At 65.8% G+C, this 16,094-nt stretch carries 17 protein-coding genes and 2 tRNA genes; 13 read left to right on the forward strand and 6 right to left on the reverse strand.

Annotated elements, in window-relative coordinates; all coding sequences use genetic code 11:
- From KA712_25930 to KA712_25945, 4 genes are all read left to right on the forward strand, one after another.
- Positions 1–237 (forward strand): MerR family transcriptional regulator (locus KA712_25930; protein MCG5056394.1); only part of this gene is annotated, 237 nt, incomplete at its 5' end.
- 49 nt (positions 238–286) lie between these two features.
- Positions 287–361 (forward strand) — tRNA-Pro (locus KA712_25935).
- Between the two features lie 28 nt (positions 362–389).
- Positions 390–1,049: a 5'/3'-nucleotidase SurE gene (surE, locus tag KA712_25940; GenBank protein MCG5056395.1), complete on the forward strand. Its 660-nt coding sequence runs from the start codon at positions 390–392 to the stop codon at positions 1,047–1,049.
- A gap of 10 nt (positions 1,050–1,059) precedes the next feature.
- Positions 1,060–2,070: a peptidoglycan DD-metalloendopeptidase family protein gene (locus KA712_25945; protein MCG5056396.1), complete on the forward strand. Its 1,011-nt coding sequence runs from the start codon at positions 1,060–1,062 to the stop codon at positions 2,068–2,070.
- A gap of 6 nt (positions 2,071–2,076) precedes the next feature.
- Here KA712_25945 and dtd read toward each other — a convergent pair whose 3' ends face one another.
- Together dtd and KA712_25955 are read right to left on the reverse strand one after the other, a co-directional pair.
- Positions 2,077–2,535 carry a D-tyrosyl-tRNA(Tyr) deacylase gene (gene dtd / locus KA712_25950; GenBank protein ID MCG5056397.1) on the reverse strand — a complete coding sequence of 153 codons (459 nt, stop codon included), beginning with the start codon at positions 2,533–2,535 and terminating at the stop codon, positions 2,077–2,079.
- A complete protein-coding gene (locus KA712_25955; GenBank protein ID MCG5056398.1) occupies positions 2,532–3,074 on the reverse strand; it encodes a DUF402 domain-containing protein in 543 nt (180 codons plus the stop codon). The genes dtd and KA712_25955 overlap by 4 nt, the downstream gene beginning before the upstream one ends.
- A 43-nt stretch (positions 3,075–3,117) precedes the next feature.
- Between KA712_25955 and msrP the strand changes: the two genes are divergently transcribed.
- Both msrP and KA712_25965 read left to right on the forward strand, forming a co-directional pair.
- A complete protein-coding gene (msrP, locus tag KA712_25960) occupies positions 3,118–4,080 on the forward strand; it encodes a protein-methionine-sulfoxide reductase catalytic subunit MsrP (GenBank protein ID MCG5056399.1) in 963 nt (320 codons plus the stop codon).
- A 7-nt stretch (positions 4,081–4,087) separates the two neighbouring features.
- Complete coding sequence (locus tag KA712_25965; protein MCG5056400.1) at positions 4,088–4,786, forward strand: sulfoxide reductase heme-binding subunit YedZ; 699 nt, start codon at positions 4,088–4,090, stop codon at positions 4,784–4,786.
- Here the strand turns inward: KA712_25965 and KA712_25970 are convergent.
- Positions 4,784–4,857, reverse strand: a tRNA-Arg gene (locus KA712_25970). The genes KA712_25965 and KA712_25970 overlap by 3 nt on opposite strands.
- Positions 4,858–4,983: 126 nt before the next feature.
- Between KA712_25970 and KA712_25975 the strand changes: the two genes are divergently transcribed.
- From KA712_25975 to rfbD, 4 genes are read left to right on the forward strand one after another with little or no spacing between them, the layout of a single operon-like run.
- Positions 4,984–6,147, forward strand: coding sequence for a hypothetical protein (locus KA712_25975; GenBank protein MCG5056401.1), 1,164 nt, complete (start codon positions 4,984–4,986; stop codon positions 6,145–6,147).
- A 19-nt stretch (positions 6,148–6,166) separates the two neighbouring features.
- Positions 6,167–7,147: a GDP-L-fucose synthase gene (locus KA712_25980; GenBank protein ID MCG5056402.1), complete on the forward strand. Its 981-nt coding sequence runs from the start codon at positions 6,167–6,169 to the stop codon at positions 7,145–7,147.
- A 20-nt stretch (positions 7,148–7,167) separates the two neighbouring features.
- Entirely contained in the window at positions 7,168–8,175 is a 1,008-nt protein-coding gene (gene gmd / locus KA712_25985) for a GDP-mannose 4,6-dehydratase (GenBank protein MCG5056403.1), read from the forward strand.
- Positions 8,176–8,195: 20 nt separating this feature from the next.
- Positions 8,196–9,056 (forward strand): dTDP-4-dehydrorhamnose reductase, encoded by an 861-nt coding sequence (rfbD, locus tag KA712_25990; GenBank protein MCG5056404.1) that lies wholly within the window; start codon positions 8,196–8,198, stop codon positions 9,054–9,056.
- Between the two features lie 81 nt (positions 9,057–9,137).
- Here rfbD and KA712_25995 read toward each other — a convergent pair whose 3' ends face one another.
- Entirely contained in the window at positions 9,138–9,884 is a 747-nt protein-coding gene (locus tag KA712_25995) for an NTP transferase domain-containing protein (GenBank protein ID MCG5056405.1), read from the reverse strand.
- A 44-nt stretch (positions 9,885–9,928) separates the two neighbouring features.
- Positions 9,929–10,948: a dTDP-glucose 4,6-dehydratase gene (gene rfbB, locus KA712_26000; GenBank protein ID MCG5056406.1), complete on the reverse strand. Its 1,020-nt coding sequence runs from the start codon at positions 10,946–10,948 to the stop codon at positions 9,929–9,931.
- A gap of 120 nt (positions 10,949–11,068) precedes the next feature.
- On the opposite strand from rfbB, the gene KA712_26005 reads away from it, so the two are divergent.
- From KA712_26005 to KA712_26015, 3 genes are read left to right on the forward strand one after another with little or no spacing between them, the layout of a single operon-like run.
- A complete protein-coding gene (locus KA712_26005; protein ID MCG5056407.1) occupies positions 11,069–11,803 on the forward strand; it encodes a polyprenol monophosphomannose synthase in 735 nt (244 codons plus the stop codon).
- Positions 11,804–11,812: 9 nt separating this feature from the next.
- Positions 11,813–13,402, forward strand: coding sequence for a hypothetical protein (locus tag KA712_26010; GenBank protein ID MCG5056408.1), 1,590 nt, complete (start codon positions 11,813–11,815; stop codon positions 13,400–13,402).
- Positions 13,403–13,406: 4 nt separating this feature from the next.
- Entirely contained in the window at positions 13,407–15,167 is a 1,761-nt protein-coding gene (locus tag KA712_26015; GenBank protein ID MCG5056409.1) for a tetratricopeptide repeat protein, read from the forward strand.
- Positions 15,168–15,283: 116 nt separating this feature from the next.
- Here the strand turns inward: KA712_26015 and KA712_26020 are convergent, their stop codons facing one another.
- A complete protein-coding gene (locus tag KA712_26020) occupies positions 15,284–15,862 on the reverse strand; it encodes a hypothetical protein (protein ID MCG5056410.1) in 579 nt (192 codons plus the stop codon).
- Between the last annotated feature and the right edge of the window lie 232 nt (positions 15,863–16,094).

Genomic DNA, 16,094 nt, shown 5'->3' on the forward strand with positions numbered 1-16,094 from the left:
GAGAAGACCAAGTCGGGACAGCGCTTGTACCGCAAGCGTGACGTCGAACTGGTGCTTCGCATTCGGGCCCTGCTGTACGACGAGCGGTTCACGATCGAGGGAGCCCGCGCGGCGTTGCGGGCCCAGGGCCAAGACGAAGCGCCCGTGCCGGCCGTGCCGCCCCCAGCGATCGATCGCGAAACTTTGAAAAAATTAAAGCAGGGAATCATTGACCTTTTGGAGTTGGTAGAGCAATAGTACACGGCCTCGCAACGGGGGTGTTCGCACCGCCGCTCGGGGATAAGTTCGGGGCGTGGCGCAGCCTGGTTAGCGCACCTGTCTGGGGGACAGGGGGTCGCTGGTTCAAATCCAGTCGCCCCGACCCAAAAACCCTATCCGCAAGCATCCTCATGCCCAAGCGGCCTCTCATCCTGCTCAGCAACGACGACGGGATCGGAGCGCCAGGCCTGGCGGCCTTGATCGAGGCCGTCCAGGACCTGGGTGATCTGTTGGTTGCGGCGCCCGATCGCGAACGAAGTGCCGCGAGCCACTCGATCACGCTGAACAGCCCGCTGCGCGTCGACGAGTTGGCGCCGGGACGCTTTGCGATAGACGGCACGCCCGTCGACTGTGTCTACCTGGCCGCTTTGCACCTGGCGGCGCGACGTCCGAACCTGTGCATCTCGGGCATCAACGATGGGTATAACTTGGGCTCTGATGTCTTCTATTCGGGGACAGTGGCGGCCGCCGTGGAGGCAACCCTACGCGGGGTGCCTTCCATAGCTGTATCGGCAGAGCGCCACAGGCCGCTCGACTTTCGTGCGGGAGCCCGCTTCGTGAGGGCGCTGGCCGAAGAGACGCTGGCTCGTGCCAACGACCGAAACCCCTTTCCAGAGGGGGCCCTCCTGAACGTGAACGTGCCCGCGGGGGCCTCCGGTGCTTATGCCGTGACGTTCCTCGGCAGACGCGTTTATCGTGATCAAGTCGAGGTGCGGGCCGACCTCCGAGGGCGTTCGTACTACTGGATCGGAGGAACCGGAGGAAAAAGCCACGGACCTGCCGGGCAGTGACTGCAGCGCCGTGCAAGACGGCCTCATCTCCGTCACGCCGCTCGCGCTGGACCTCACGCACAGGGGCATGCTCGAGGATCTGCAGACCTGGGATGTGGGCTCATTCCGTCCGCGACGCTGCCCAGCACGGGAGACGCCAGCCGTGAACATCGCCGCCTTCGCAGCGGCTCTGGGCCTCCCAAGGCGGGGGGGACCCTTCGCGGGTGCTCTCGACGCGCTCCGGTGGTTCTCGCCTGAGCTCACGGAGCTTCGCCGTATGCGGGTTGGGCTTACGCGTGTCTGCTTCGCCGCCGTTTGGATCCTGGTGGTGAGCGCGGTGGGGTGTGGGGGAGGCTGGCCTTACTGGCCCTGGGCGCGAGCCCCCCTCCATCCGGCTCCGCCTCCCGGAGCGTGGCACGTAGTCAAAGCGGGCGAGACCCTCGAGAGCATCGCCCAGAGGGCCGGGGTCCCTGTCGAGGACCTGATCGAGGTCAACGGGTTCGGCCGCGGACAGGCCTTGCGGCCGGGACAGCTGGTCTTCGTGTTGGCCCCGGATCGGCCCGAGGAGGTCCCCCCCCGCCCTTCTTCTGCGCCCCCACGCCGCGGGCCCGGCGTGCTCGGTACGACGGAACGCACCCCAACCAGCGGAGGAGGTAGCCGCCTGGCCTGGCCCCTGGCACATCCCCGGATGTCCTCTCCCTTTGGCCGAAGGTGGGGGCGCAATCACGAGGGCATTGACCTCGCGGCACCCACGGGGACCCCTGTATTCGCGGCGGACGATGGAGCGGTCATCTACGCTGACAACGTTCTTTCGGGCTACGGGAATATGGTGATCGTCGAGCACAGCGGCGGCTTGCTCACCGCCTACGCCCATAATTCCGTCTTGATCGTTCAACGCGGGGATCGCGTGCGCAGGGGCCAACTGATCGCCCGCGTGGGGCAAAGTGGACGCGCGACGTCGCCGCACTTGCACTTTGAGGTCCGGGTAGGAGAGGTGCCCCAAGATCCGATGTCGTTCCTGCCGGAACCACCCCAGGATTAGGGGCGCTCAGCGCTTCACGAGCGCGCCTGCCGCGGTTTCGACGATGAAGGTCACGGGGCCGTCGTTCACCAGAGACACCTGCATGTCCGCGGCGAAGCGGCCCGTCTGGACCTGCAAACCGGCCTCACGAAGTTGGGCGACGATGCGCTCGTACAGGGCCGCGGCGCGCGGCGGATCCTCCGCGGCGTCGAAGCTCGGGCGATTGCCCTTGTAGAGCCGCCCGACGAGGGTGAACTGGCTGACCACCAAACACGCACCGCCCGCCTCCCTGACCGTAAGATCCATCGGCTTGGCCCCTGCGAACATCCGGAGCGCCGCCACCTTGCGGGCCGTGGCGTCGGCATCGGCCTCGGTATCCCCCCGCGCGACACCGACGAGCAGCAACAGTCCCGTGCCGATCTGCCCCACCACGTCATCGGCCACCCGAACGTGAGCCTCACGCACACGTTGAACGACGGTGATCACGGGCGCCTCGCATTGACGCGCTTGCTCGCAAACACCTTCGGCCACAGCACGTCCGCTTGGGCCTCGAGCCACGGAAGCAACTCCGGTAGCGCGGCTTGCGTTTCCTGAAGCGCAACGTCTATACGGGCGCGGTGTTCCGGGCAGAGGTCGGTGGGTAACTCGTCTTCGTCGAGCACGCGGGGCGTTCGCCCAGGCACCGCGAGCACGTCCAGCGTGAGATCCCGCCAAAAGAGCAGGCCCGGGGAAATGGACGTGTCTTGCGCGAGGTTGAAGTAATGGCCCAGGGTTCGGCCCGTCGGCGTCATCCAGTGGTAGACGTTGTAGGGGCGATCGACCCAGAAATGGCCGAACGTCACCGTACCCACGGGCAGCGTGACGCCCGCGACGTTCATGACGCGATCCGAGACAAACAACGCCACGACAGCCCCCGGTCCCGTCACGATCTCGCGACAGGAGAACACTTTCTTTCGACCCGCGAGGTCGACCTTCGTCTCTTCGAGGGCCGCCAATGCCGGTGATTTGCTTCGTGGAGAGGACAAAACGGCGAAACCTTAGCAGCGCCACACGCGTATGGAGATCAAGATGACAGACCGAACGTCACGACTGAAGGCGTTGGGCCCTGAGCCCAGCGCCGCGGAGATCACACCCGAGTGGCTCTACCAAGGCCGCCGACGCTTTCTGGCGGCGACCGGGCTTACAGCCGCCACGCTCACGCTGGCGAGCCGTCGGGCGCGTGGCGAGGGACTCCGGACGCTCTCGGGCGTCAAACAAAGCTCACTGTCGACGCGTGGCGAAGAGCTCACGAAGCAGGATGACGCGACCTCCTACAACAACTTTTACGAGTTCGGAACCGGAAAGAATGACCCCGCTGCACAGGCCCATAGCCTGAGGCCGCGGCCCTGGACTATCGTCTGTGAGGGTGAGGTCAAGAAGCCTCAGCGGCTCGACCTGGCCACGCTGGAGACACTCTTTCCACTGGAAGAGCGCGTTTACCGCCACCGCTGCGTGGAGGCCTGGTCGATGGTGATTCCCTGGGTGGGGTTCTCCCTCTCCAAGCTGCTCACGAGGCTCGAACCCACATCCAAGGCCAAGTACGTGGCCTTCGAAACGCTATACGACCCGACCCAAATGCCAGGCCAGCGGCGACCAGTGCTCGCGTGGCCCTACGTGGAAGGGCTGCGCCTCGATGAGGCGATGCACCCCCTTGCCATCCTGTCGCTTGGCATGTACGGGCGTGTTCTGCCCAACCAAAACGGAGCGCCGGTGAGGCTGGTTGTGCCCTGGAAGTATGGGTTCAAGGGGATCAAGTCCATCGTGAAGATCCGGCTCACGGAGACACAGCCCGCCACCTCCTGGAACCGAAGCGCCCCTCACGAGTATGGTTTTTACGCCAACGTGAACCCCGAGGTCCCGCATCCGCGTTGGAGCCAGGCCAAAGAACGCCGCATCGGCGACTTCTTGCGACGCAAGACGCTCATGTTCAATGGGTACGCCGATCAGGTCGGATCGCTCTACGCAGGCATGGACCTGCACAAGTCCTTTTGAGGGCGAGATGGGCAGCAATCGGTCGGCGCAGCAGCGGCGTGCTTTGTGGGCTGGACGGGTGCTTGCGGTCGTTCCCGCATTGATTCTATCCGTCCAGGCTGCGACCGGCGCGCTCGGCGCCAACCCCATCGAGGCGCTGCTGAACAAGCTCGGCTGGTGGGCGCTCGTGCTGCTCACGGCGTCTTTGGCGTGCACACCACTACGCCTCGTCTTCGGCTGGACCTGGCTTTCCCGGTGGCGGCGCACCTTGGGCCTCGGGGCGTTTTGGTATGCCACGCTCCACCTCGGCACGTATGTAGGGCTCGACAAGTTCTTCGCTTGGGACGAGATCGGGGACGACCTCACGAAGCGCCCCTTCATCGCCGTGGGCTTCGCGGCGTTTCTGCTTCTGCTTCTGCTGGCGCTGACCTCTCCCGCCCGCATGGTGAAGCGCCTTGGCGGGGCACGCTGGCGGGCGATTCATCGTTTGGCCTACGTCGCCGCCGCGCTGGGCCTCGTGCATTTCTTCTGGCGCGTGAAGGCGGACCTTCGGGAGCCGATCGTATTCGCCTCGATCCTGGTCACCTCTCTGGCGGTGAGGATCGGAAGCCGCCTGCGGGCTCGCAGGAATCACCGGGCGGGGCAGGGCCCCCGCAACGAAGCCCCCGAGGAGCAGCCAGCCCAGCCGTCCTCGCGGCAGGCGGGCCGATCGATGCCTTCCTCGTGACCCCGGCCTGGCTCGAACAGGCGACCTACGGTTTAGGAAACCGTTGCTCTATCCAACTGAGCTACGGGGCCGTGCAATGAATTCGGCAGTTTAGGCAACGTCTCGGCTTTTGTCCATCGGCGAAAACGCCAAGCCTGCGCGCGGGGCCCTCTACGCAAGTTGGGCGCAGCCGGCGCTTGGCGTAAGCTGCGTAGCCCGTGTTCTCGAAGCTCGTCCCGATGGCCCTTACGGCCTTGTGTGCGCTCACTGCCAGCGCCTGCAAACCTGCTGCTGACGCCCCGCTTGGCCCTGTGGCGTCGTACATGCTTCTCGAGGCCGAAGATCCTGGCGCGCGCCCACCGCTCGTGTCCCGAGCGAAAGCGACCGAGGGCGGCGCGGCAGCCGTGGCACGCGCCTTGACCGTGGGCTTCGCGGCCGAGGTGATGCAAACGGTCTTCGTTTTTCAACAGTACGTCGTGAAGGGGCGGGACGGCGCACCGAGGCCTTCGCCCGGTGCGCTCGCCTGGGCACAGGATGCGATCCCGCTCGTGCTCGGGCTCGATCGTCCGAACCCGGGCCGCGGGCTGGCGTTGCAGGGTGCCTGGATCGGCGGGCCTGCCGTCCGGCCGGAGGCGGTCTGGCTCGGCCTTCCCAAGACCTTCGAGGACGACGCGCGCGTGGTGAGCACGCTCGCGGCGCGTTTGGGGCGCCTGCTGGCCGAGGCCGCTGCCACGGGCGGGCGGTTCGACGGACAGATCAACACCTTGCCTCGGGCGTATGAGATGGCCATGCAGGTCGTCGCCCGTGAGTGGCGAAGCGGCGCGGTTCGCAACGCGCCTCCGAAGGGCGACAGCGAGGGGGCCGAGCTCTTCGCCGGCATACGAGGGGGCACGTTCGTCGGCACCTCCGCAGGCACGCGACCGGCGGCCGCGTTGCTTACGGATCCGAAGGTGGCAGCCACGATACTTTACCGTTTGTCACAGGACGACGACCTGATGAAGACCCTCGCGCCGGCGGCCTTTTACGCCCCGATCGCCAGCGAGCGCATTCCCCCGGGCATCTCGCCTGCCGCCGCGCTCGGCGCTTTCCGCAACTTCCAGCTCAAACTCCTCAGTGCCTGGTGGGATGCAGGGCAGTCTGGGACCCCTCCCCGCCACATCGTGGACCTGGTCACCGCGTATGTCCGGGCCTTTCCCGCCGAGCGCGAGCCCGTCCTGCGCCAGTTCGTGGCTGCCACGCACGGGGGTACTGTGACGCCCGGTGGGGTCATGGCGGGGGCGGGGAGCCCCGAGGTGGCCGTGGAGCGCCTGCGGAACCTCACGACGGAGGTCCTGGCGGGTACCCGGGGCCTCACCGACGGCTTGCAATCCGCTCCGCCATAGGAAATAAGAACGGACCGCAATGGTGACGCAAACGTCTGAAAGATCGCCCTTGGCCGGCAAGCGTATCGTGGTGACCGGAGGCCGAGGCTTCCTGGGTAGCTTCGTGGTGGAGGCCCTGAGGACCCGCGGCGCTGCCGAGGTGTTCGCCCCCGCCAGTGCGGACTACGATCTCGTCGATCGCCTGGCGTGCCGCCAGCTGCTCGCGGACACGCAACCCGATTTGGTCTTCCATCTGGCAGCCCGCGTGGGCGGCATCGGGGCCAATCAGAAAAACCCCGGCCGGTTCCTGTTCGAGAACGCCATGATGGCGCTCAACGTCTTCGAGGAGTGCCGGTTGGCCGGCGTGAGCAAGCTCGTGGCAGCTGGGACCATCTGTGCCTATCCCAAATTCGCGCCCATCCCCTTCAAGGAAGACGACATCTGGAACGGCTATCCCGAGGAAACCAACGCGCCCTACGGCGTGGCAAAGAAGATGATGCTGGTGCAGTCGTCGGCCTACCGAGACCAGTACGGCATGAGCAGCATCGTGCTCTTTCCGGTGAACCTTTACGGCCCCCGGGACAACTTCGATCTCGAGAGCAGCCACGTGATTCCCGCGCTGATTCGCAAGTGCCTGGAGGCGAAGGCGGCCGGACAAAGAGAGGTCGTGGTGTGGGGTGACGGGTCACCCACCCGGGAGTTTCTCTACGTCGAAGACGCCGCCGAGGGGCTCGTGCGGGGCGCCGAGAGCTATGACGCTTCCGACCCGGTCAATCTGGGGTCTGGCGAGGAGATCAGCATCAAGGACTTGGCTCACCTCATCGCAGAGGCTACTGGCTTCGACGGGGGGTTCACGTGGGACACGAGCCGGCCGAATGGCCAACCTCGCCGTCGCCTCGACGTGACCCGTGCCCGCGAGCGCTTTGGCTTCAGCGCCCAGGTTTCGTTCAGAGAAGGGATCAAACGCACCGTGAACTGGTATGTCGAAAACAGCAAAAGCGCCACGGGAGGTGACGCGTGACTGACGTGAACGGGAACAAGTTGGGGCGCAAGGCGCTCATCACCGGCGTCACGGGGCAGGATGGCTCGTACCTGGCGGAACTCTTGCTCGCCAAGGGTTACGAGGTCTACGGGGTGGTACGCCGTTCAAGTTCGTTCAATACCGAGCGGCTCGACGGAATTTATCAAGACCCCCACGTCGAGAACTATCGGCTGCGCCTGGTGTACGGCGACCTCGACGACGCAAGCTCCATCAACCGCATCCTCGAGACCGTCCGCCCGGACGAAATCTACAACCTGGGGGCGCAGAGCCACGTCCGCGTGAGCTTCGACGTTCCGGAATATACGTGCAACACGGTTGCCATGGGCACGCTGCGCCTGCTCGAAGGGCTGCGTGAGATCGTGCCCCAGGCCCGCTTCTACCAAGCGTCGTCTTCCGAGATGTTTGGCTCGGCCAAGCCTCCTCAGCTCGAAACCACCGCCTTTGAGCCCAGGTCGCCCTATGCCTGCGCCAAAGTGTTCGCACACCAGCTCTGCCAGAACTACCGGGACGCCTACGGCCTGCACATTTCCTGCGGCATTCTGTTCAATCACGAGAGCCCTCGCCGCGGCGTTCCCTTCGTGACGCGCAAGATCACCCGAGCCGCGGCTCGCATCAAGCACGGACTCGACAAGCAGCTCTTCCTCGGCAACCTCGAAGCCAAGCGCGATTGGGGCTTTGCGGGGGACTACGTGGAGGCCATGTGGCTGATGCTCCAGCAGGACAAACCCGACGACTACGTCGTGGCCACGGGTGAATCACACTCGGTGCGCGAATGCCTGGACGTGGCCTTCGGAACGGTGGGTCTCGATTGGCAGCCCTACGTCGAAATCGATAAACGGTACTTCCGCCCCACCGAGGTGGATCACCTCTTGGGCGACGCCACCAAGGCCCGCAAAGCCCTGGGATGGGCCCCCAAAGTCACCTTCCGGAAGCTCATCGAGATGATGGTCAAGGCGGACGAAGAGGATTTGCGAACCTCTCTGGCAGGCCGCGCGCCGACCCGTTGAGGAGACACGAGGGACCTACGATGAGCACGAAGATCACGGCGGTGGTGCTTGGCGCCCAGGGAACCCTGGGCCGAGCGCTGGTTGAGAACCTGCCCCGGCTGGGCATCGATCTGCTGGCCGCTCACACGCGTGCAACCTGCGACATCGCCCACGAAGACGCTGTCGAAGGCGCGTTGCTCTCCGCCCGTCCCGATCTCGTCTTCAACGCCGCTGCCTACACCAACGTCGACAAGGCGGAAGACGAAGAAGACGCAAGCTACCTGGCGAACGCCCTGGGTCCCGAGAACGTGGCCCGGGCGTGCGCGCGCATCGATGCCAAGCTCGTTCATTACTCGACGGATTTCGTGTTCGATGGTGAGCAGGAGCGGCCCTACGACGAGTTCGACCCGGTCAGTCCGCAGGGCGCGTACGCGCGCAGCAAAGTCGCCGGGGAGCGGCTCGTGGAAACGGCATGGGCCAAGCACTTCATCCTGCGGGTGGGGTGCCTTTACGGGCAGGGCGGGCGTAACTTCCCGTCCACCATCCTCGACAGGCTAGGGCGGGGAGAAAGCATCAAGGCCGACGCCGAGCGCAAGGCTTCACCCACTTGGGTGGTGCCCGTGGTCGAGGTCTCGGCCGCCCTGGCCCGTACCGATGGGTTCGGGCTCTATCACAGCACGGCCAACGGCGAGACGACCTGGGCGGACTACGCCCATTTTTTGGCGGGCCAGCTCGGCATCAGCGCCGAGAAGGTGGCCGCATTGCCCTACGGAGCCCTCTCGCTCAAGGCGGCGCGCCCGCGCCGCGCGATCCTGAATAACCGCATGCTGCGCCTTCGCGGGCTGGACACGCTAGGAACCTGGGAAGAACAAGCCCTGCGCTTCATGCAAAGCGTGGCCTGAACTCCGGGGGGTAGGTTGCGCCCTTGAGCCCGGGGCGCCCTTGAGCCCGGGGCACCCTCGCGGGTACCCCGGAGGGCGAGCTCAGTCTTGGTTGGGCTCGAGCGACCAGGCGAGATCGTTGGCCTGCCGAAGCGAAGGGAACGTGCCCGCATCCGTCCACCAGCCCGGCAGCTCGTTGCACGAGAGCGTTCCTCGGGCAATGTACGCGTTGTTCACGTCGGTGATCTCCAGCTCGCCACGGCCCGAGGGCTTGAGCGTGTCGATCACGTCGAACACCTCTTCGTCGTAAAAGTAGATCCCCGTGACGGCCAGATCGCTCGGAGGGTCTTTGGGCTTCTCGATGATCTTGGTCACCCGGCTTCCCTCGGTCACGGCCACGCCGTAGCGGCCCGGATCGTGAACCTTTTGAACGAGAATCTTCGCGCCGCTCGGTTGTTTCCGGAACTCGTCCGCAAAGGGCGCGATGGACGACTGAAAAATGTTGTCGCCCAGAATGACGGTCAGGCGTCCCCCCCGGCCAAAGCGCCGGGCCAGTCCCAAGGCCTGGGCAATGCCGCCCGCCTGATCCTGAACGCGATAGGTGAACTCGCAGCCGAGCTCTCGACCGCTCCCGAGCAGACCGACGACGTCCCCCATGTGTTCGGTGCCCGTGACGATCAGAATCTCACGAATCCCGGCCTCCAGCAGCTTGCGCACGGGGTGGAAGATCATGGGCTCCCGGCCCACGGGCAGGAGGTGTTTGTTCGTCACCTTGGTCAGGGGGAAGAGGCGAGAGCCCGTGCCTCCCGCCAGGACGACTCCACGCAGATCCGATTGCTTGTCGCTCATGACGTACCTTCTTTGTCTTTGTTCGCCCTGCCGGGTCCTCGGACCTAGCCGCGAAGGCGGGCCCCGTATTGTTGTTCGTAGTAGGCGCGGTAAGCGCCACTGCGCACCCGCTCCCACCACGTCTCGTGATTGCGATACCAGGCCACCGTTTCGGCCAACCCTTGCTCGAAGTCACGCGCAGGCTTCCAGCCGAGTTCCGAGCGGATCTTCGTGGCGTCCATCGCGTAGCGCCGATCGTGGCCAGGCCTGTCGGGCACGTACTTGATGAGGCTCTCCGAGGCGCCGGTGAGCTTCAGGATGTCGCGAATCACGGACAGATTCGGACGGTCGTTTTCGGCACCCACGTTGTAGACGTGGCCCGACTTGCCTCCCGTCAGCACCAGATCGATGGCGGTTGCGTGATCCTCCACGTGGATCCAGTCACGAACCTGCATGCCATCGCCGTAGACGGGCAGCGGCTTGCCCTCGAAGGCGTTCAGAATCATGAGCGGGATCAGCTTCTCCGGGAACTGGAATGGCCCGTAGTTGTTGGAGCAACGGGTGGTCACCGTGTCGAGGCCATGCGTGTGATGGAACGCGCTGACCAGGTGGTCGGCCGCCGTCTTGCTCGCGGAGTAGGGGCTTCGGGGGTCGATGGCAGACGTTTCGGAAAAAGCGCCCGTTGGCCCGAGCGATCCGTACACCTCGTCCGTCGAGACCTGAAGGAAGCGGGGCACCTTGAGGTCCTTGGCGGCCTCGAGCAGCGCCAGCGTGCCAAGGACGTTCGTCTCCACGAAGGGGGCTGCCGACATGATGCTGCGATCGACGTGGCTTTCGGCCGCGAAGTTCACGATGGCCCCAATCTCGTGTGATTCGATGAGCGATCGGACGAGCGCGCCGTCGCGAATGTCACCCTTGACGAAGACATGCCCGTCGTCGCCCTTGAGGTCGGCCAGCGATTCCAGGTTGCCCGCGTAGGTGAGGGCGTCCAGATTGACGATTTTCGATTGGGGGCGCTTTTTTCGGGCCAGGCGCACGTAGCACTGGCCGATGAATCCAGCCCCACCGGTCACAAGGAGGTTCACGGGCCAGGAATAGCCCGGCGCCTGGGGGCTTGTCAAAGACTCTAGCGACCTCCTCGAGCGGTCAAACTCCCCCAGAACACTCGACAAAGGGCCCCCCTTGCGCTTGACTGCCGCGCACTCGTGAGCTCGCCTGGCCCAAGGACCCTGATCGTCATCCCCACCTACAACGAGCGGGATTGCCTCCCGGACATCGTCAGGGCCGTACGCGCGGCTCTGCCCGAGGCGACGGTGCAGGTCGTGGACGACAACTCACCCGACGGGACCGGTGCGGTGGCCGACGCCCTGGCTTCCCAAGATCCCCAGGTCCGCGTGTTGCACCGGGCCGCCAAAGCGGGACTGGGCGCGGCGTACATCGACGCCTTTGGCAGGGCCCTGGACGAGGGTTCCTGGGACCGCATCGTCCAGATGGACGCGGATTTTTCGCATGCACCGACGGATGTTCCCCGCCTCCTGGCCGCGATCGATGCCGGCGCCGATTTGGCCGTAGGCTCGCGCTACGTCGCGGGTGGAGGCACACGGAACTGGGGTGCGGGCAGGCGTTTCATCAGCCGGGGCGGCGGCACCTACGCACGGGTCGTGCTGGGCGTCGGTGTTCAAGACCTCACGGCCGGTTTCAAGGCGTGGAAGGTCGAAACCCTGCGTCGGATCAAGCTCGGCGACGTCGGGGCGCGCGGGTATGGGTTTCAGATCGAGATGACCTTTCGCGTGCTGCGAAATGGCATGCGGGTGCAGGAGGTGCCGATCCTGTTCGAGGATCGGCGGGTCGGGGCGTCGAAGATGTCGGGAGGCATCTTCTTCGAGGCGATGTCTCTGGTGTGGCGCCTGAGACTCGCCATCCCGCGCGGCAAGGGCTAAAGAGCCCCCATGTCGCCCGCGCCCGCTCCCTCCCATGACGGCTGGCCACCGGGTGTGTGCGCTCGCTTCGCGCTGCTCCTGTGGGTGACCTACGCCTATTTCATTGCGGCCCCGTCGTGGAATCCCAACGCTCACTTCGACCTCACGCTCTCTTTGGTCGAATACGGCCGGCTCGACATCGATCCCTACCACCACAACACGGGCGACAAGGCCACCCATGGGGGGCACGTGTTCAGCGACAAGGCGCCAGGACTCTCGTTCCTCGCCGCCCTGCCGTACGCGGTCTTTCGCGCAGGCTGGCGTGCCTTGGGGGGAGCCCCCCCGCAGGTGGTCGCCATCGGTCGGGGGGGGCGCTTCGATGCAGGCGCCGTGCGAGGCGATGGCGACGACGATGTGCTGCTGAACCCTTCCTTTCGCTTTGGCCTCTACGTAGCAACCGTATTCACCTCGGGCCTGGCCGTGGCCGCACTCGGGGGCCTGCTCCTCGCCCTTGGGCGGCAGGCAGGACTCTCCCGTCCCGTCGCCACGGCCGCAGCCATGGGTGCCTGCCTTGGCACTCTGCTCTTTCCCTACGCAACGAGCCTTCACGGGCACGCCGTGGCGGCCGCGCTGGCCTTCGCATCTTTTGGTATTTTGGCGCTCGAGCCCCCAGCCAGTCGGGACGATGGGACGCCCCCGTTTCGCCCGCGGCGATTGGCCTGGGCGGGCCTGTGCGGCGGCACCGCCGTGACCTGCGAGTGGCCCGCCGCGCTGGCGCTGGCAGCCGTAAGCGTTTGGGTCGTGGCCCGCGCGGTTCGGCCGACAGGTTGGCGGCACGTGACACGCCTGTGGCCCTTCGTGGGAGCCGCCGCTTTTCCCCTCGCACTCGCGCTGCTCTACAACACTGCGGCGTTCGGAGGCCCCTTCCGTCTGGGTTACGGTCACTTGCACCGAGACGAGTTCGCGGCGGGCATGGGCCGGGGCCTGTTCGGCATCGGATGGCCATCGCCCCTGGTCATGCTGAAACAGACCTTCGGCCGCAGCCGAGGGCTGTTCTACACGACGCCTCTTCTTCTCTTCGCCACTTTGGGACTTTGCACCTGGCGGCGACGCACCCGCGCCTGGCCGGACGTGCCCGCGGTGGCGGGCTTCACGGTGGTGTCCTCGCTTTTCCTCTCGGCGGGTTACTACATGTGGTGGGGCGGGGCGGCTTTGGGACCTCGCCACGTCATCTTCGCGTTGCCTTTTTGGGCGATGGGCCTGCTCGTCACGTGGCGGGAGCCTCCTGAACCGGGCGGGCAGGGGCCCGAATCGCGCGCGCACCGCTGGTACCGGCAGGGGGCGTTCGCGGCGTGGTCGCTTTCGATCCTGAACATGCTCCTCGGCACGGCGGTGGGTTTGGAGGCCCCCCTGACAAGCGACGTTCTGTTCAGGTATGTCTATCCATCGACAGCCATGGGGCACGTCCCCTCTCTTCCGGGAGCGTCGAATCTGGGGCGCCTCGTGGGTCTGTCTGGCGCTTTGTCTCTTCTACCTCTCGTGGCACTGTGGCTGATCTACATCTCGCGCGTCTGGCCCTTGTTCGTTCCCGCGGCACGTTCGCGAGGGCCTCATGAGTGAGCCCGTGTCTGCGGGTCCCCTGGTGGCCGTCGGCGAGTCCAGCTCCCGCGGCCCGGAGCGGCTGGCCGTGGCGATCATTGCAGCCCTGGTGCTGGCATTTTTCGGGCACGTGCTGCGCTTTCCGTTCATCTACGACGACCACTGGACCATCGTCGACAACCCGGTCGTCAGCCAAGGCAGTGGGCTTGGGCAGCTGCTCAGCGGTCAGCTGGTCCGTGAGGGGGTTCCCGACGCAGGACGACCCGTGATGCTGGCGTCAGTCATTCTGGATGCCCGTCTGTGGGGTCTGTCACCCATGGCGTTTCACGCTCAGAACCTGTTCTGGCACGCGCTGGCCTCGATCCTCGTTTTGCTAGGCCTGCGCCACCTGACCCAGTCTTTGCCTGCGGCCCTGTTCGCCGCCGCGATCTTTGCCGTGCATCCGCTCACCGTCGAACCGGTCGCCGCGGTGAATTACAGGGAAGATCTGCTGTCCACGTCGTTTCTTCTGCTGGGGCTTTTCGCTGTGGGCGCCTCCCGGCGGGCCGACGGCAGAGGCGCCGTTGTTGTCCAGAAGGTGCTGGCCTTCGGGTGTTTCGTGACGGCCGCAGGGGCCAAAGAGTCCGCCTACGTGGCGCCGCTCCTTCTTCTGTTGCTCGACCTTTTTCTGCCGCGCGCGGAATCCCGCGCCGACACGGCCCGAGGCCTGCCTCCGGGCAAATCTGCAAGGGAACGGATCGTGGATGTGGGCCTCGCGGCCCTGGCGACAGGCCTGGTCATGCTGTGGCGACGCTTTGCGCTCGGCGCTTGGGGCGAGGTCTCGCAGTCGGCCGCAAGCAACCCCGACAGCCTCTTGTTCCGCGTGGTCGAAAGCGGCCACGGGTTCGTGGCAGGGCTGTTTCAGTCGATCGCACCGCGAGGTCTGTCCCCCGAATACGATCCGGTGGCCATCGACGGGTGGGGCTTGTTCGTGGGCCTGGCCGCTCTGGTGGCCATTGCGGGCCTCGTGGCGCTTGTCGTCTACCTTCGTCCCCGAGCCCCCTTGGCCGCGCTCGGTCTGGCTTGGGCACTCGTGGCTTTCCTTCCCACCTCGGGGCTGGTCGCCCTCACCAACGAGCGGGCCGACCGCTACATGTACCTGGGCCTGCCAGGGCTCATTCTCGTCGTGGTGGTGGGGCTTTCGCGCCTATCCGTCAGGCTATCGGAAAGACTGAGACGCGGGCGCCCCCCGGTGACGGTGGCGGGCATGCCGCTCACCTGGATGTTGGCGGGGCTGATGGTCACGGGCCTCGGTCTCGTTTCGCGCCAACAGTCTCTCCTGTGGGCCGACGAAGAACGCCTCTGGGCCTACGCGGTCAAGCATGCGCCCAACTCTCCCCGTAGCTGGGCCGGCTGGGGATCTTTGCTCCTGGAGCGGCGCCAGACGCTGGAGGCGCAGCTCGCCGCCACGGCCGGACTGACCCGGTTCAACGGCGATCCCCGGTTGCGTGAGCTGCTCGGGCTCACCTACCTGCACCAGGGTTCGATTGCCACCGCCTGCGACGTTCTCAAGCAGGCGGCCGACGTGGGCCCTGCGGCCGATCGGGCGCAACGGGCGAGCAATCTGGGGTACTGCTACATGCGCCTTTTGCGCTTCGAGGACGCCTTGCCACAGTTCGAGAAGGCACGACGTCTTGCACCTTGGTTCGACCGTGGCTGGACAAACGCCATCGAGACCCTGAAGCGCATGGGCCGGACGAAAGAGGCAGAGGCCCTCCAAGCAGAGTTCGACGCGCGGGGGGCCTAGAGACCCATGGGCCCCGCGCCCCGAGGCGAGGCACCAAGGGACGCGGGCCCAGGGACGAAAAAGCCCCCATGGCCGTTCCCGGCGGTGGGGGCTTTCGGAAAGGGGAGAAGCGCGGTCTAAAGGCGGGCGTCGACCGGGGCCATGGTTCCGCGTGCGTCGTAGCGGATCTTGGCGCACTCCGTGCGGTTGGCGTAGGTCCAACCGATGAAGTCGGGGTCGTTCGAGCGGCTCTTGGCCAGGTAGGCTTTGGCCCACTCGACGTGCTGCGGGTTTTCGGGGTCGTAGAGGCGCGCTTTCAGGATGCGCTCCTCGAAGAACGAGTAAAAGGCGTCGTCGGCAGGGGTCAACGCGGATCCCCAGGGATGTCCTTCGGGAACGGCCGGCAGCCAGTCCTGGGGCATCTCGACCGTGCCATCGGGGTGCTTGACGGGGCGGTCGAGCTTGGAAAGGCCCGGAACCTTGGCCCCGGAAGCGAGGTTGAGGCGCTGGCTGTCGTTCAAGCCAAGGCCTTGCCGAGACAGAGCCTCGTTCAGGGTCTCGATGCGGAACGCGTTCACCTCGTCCATTGTGCGGAACTCGGCGGTCTTGAGGTCGGCACAAACGTCGGGCAAGCAGGCGTAATTCGCGGTAGCCGCCACCAAACCCGAGATGGCAAACAGGAACATGAGCCGCTGGAACTGAGGGTTCTTCTTCATGGGGACGAGGGCCTCCAATGTGGGCAATAGGCGCGCATCTTAGTCAACGGGGGTCCCAGGGGTCAACAACAGGAGTCGAAATAACCACTTACACCGGCCAAGGGCTTGGCTCGGTGCGAAGAACCCAGCCTGTGAGACCCCGAGCGGGCCCCTCCAGGGCAAATTTTCCGCAGGCCTACGGTCCGCGACGGAAGCCCGGGTGCCCAGGACCGCCGGCCAGGCGTCTACGCTT

This window comes from Myxococcales bacterium, from assembly GCA_022184915.1.
Taxonomy (GTDB): Bacteria; Myxococcota_A; Polyangia; order Fen-1088; family Fen-1088; genus JAGTJU01.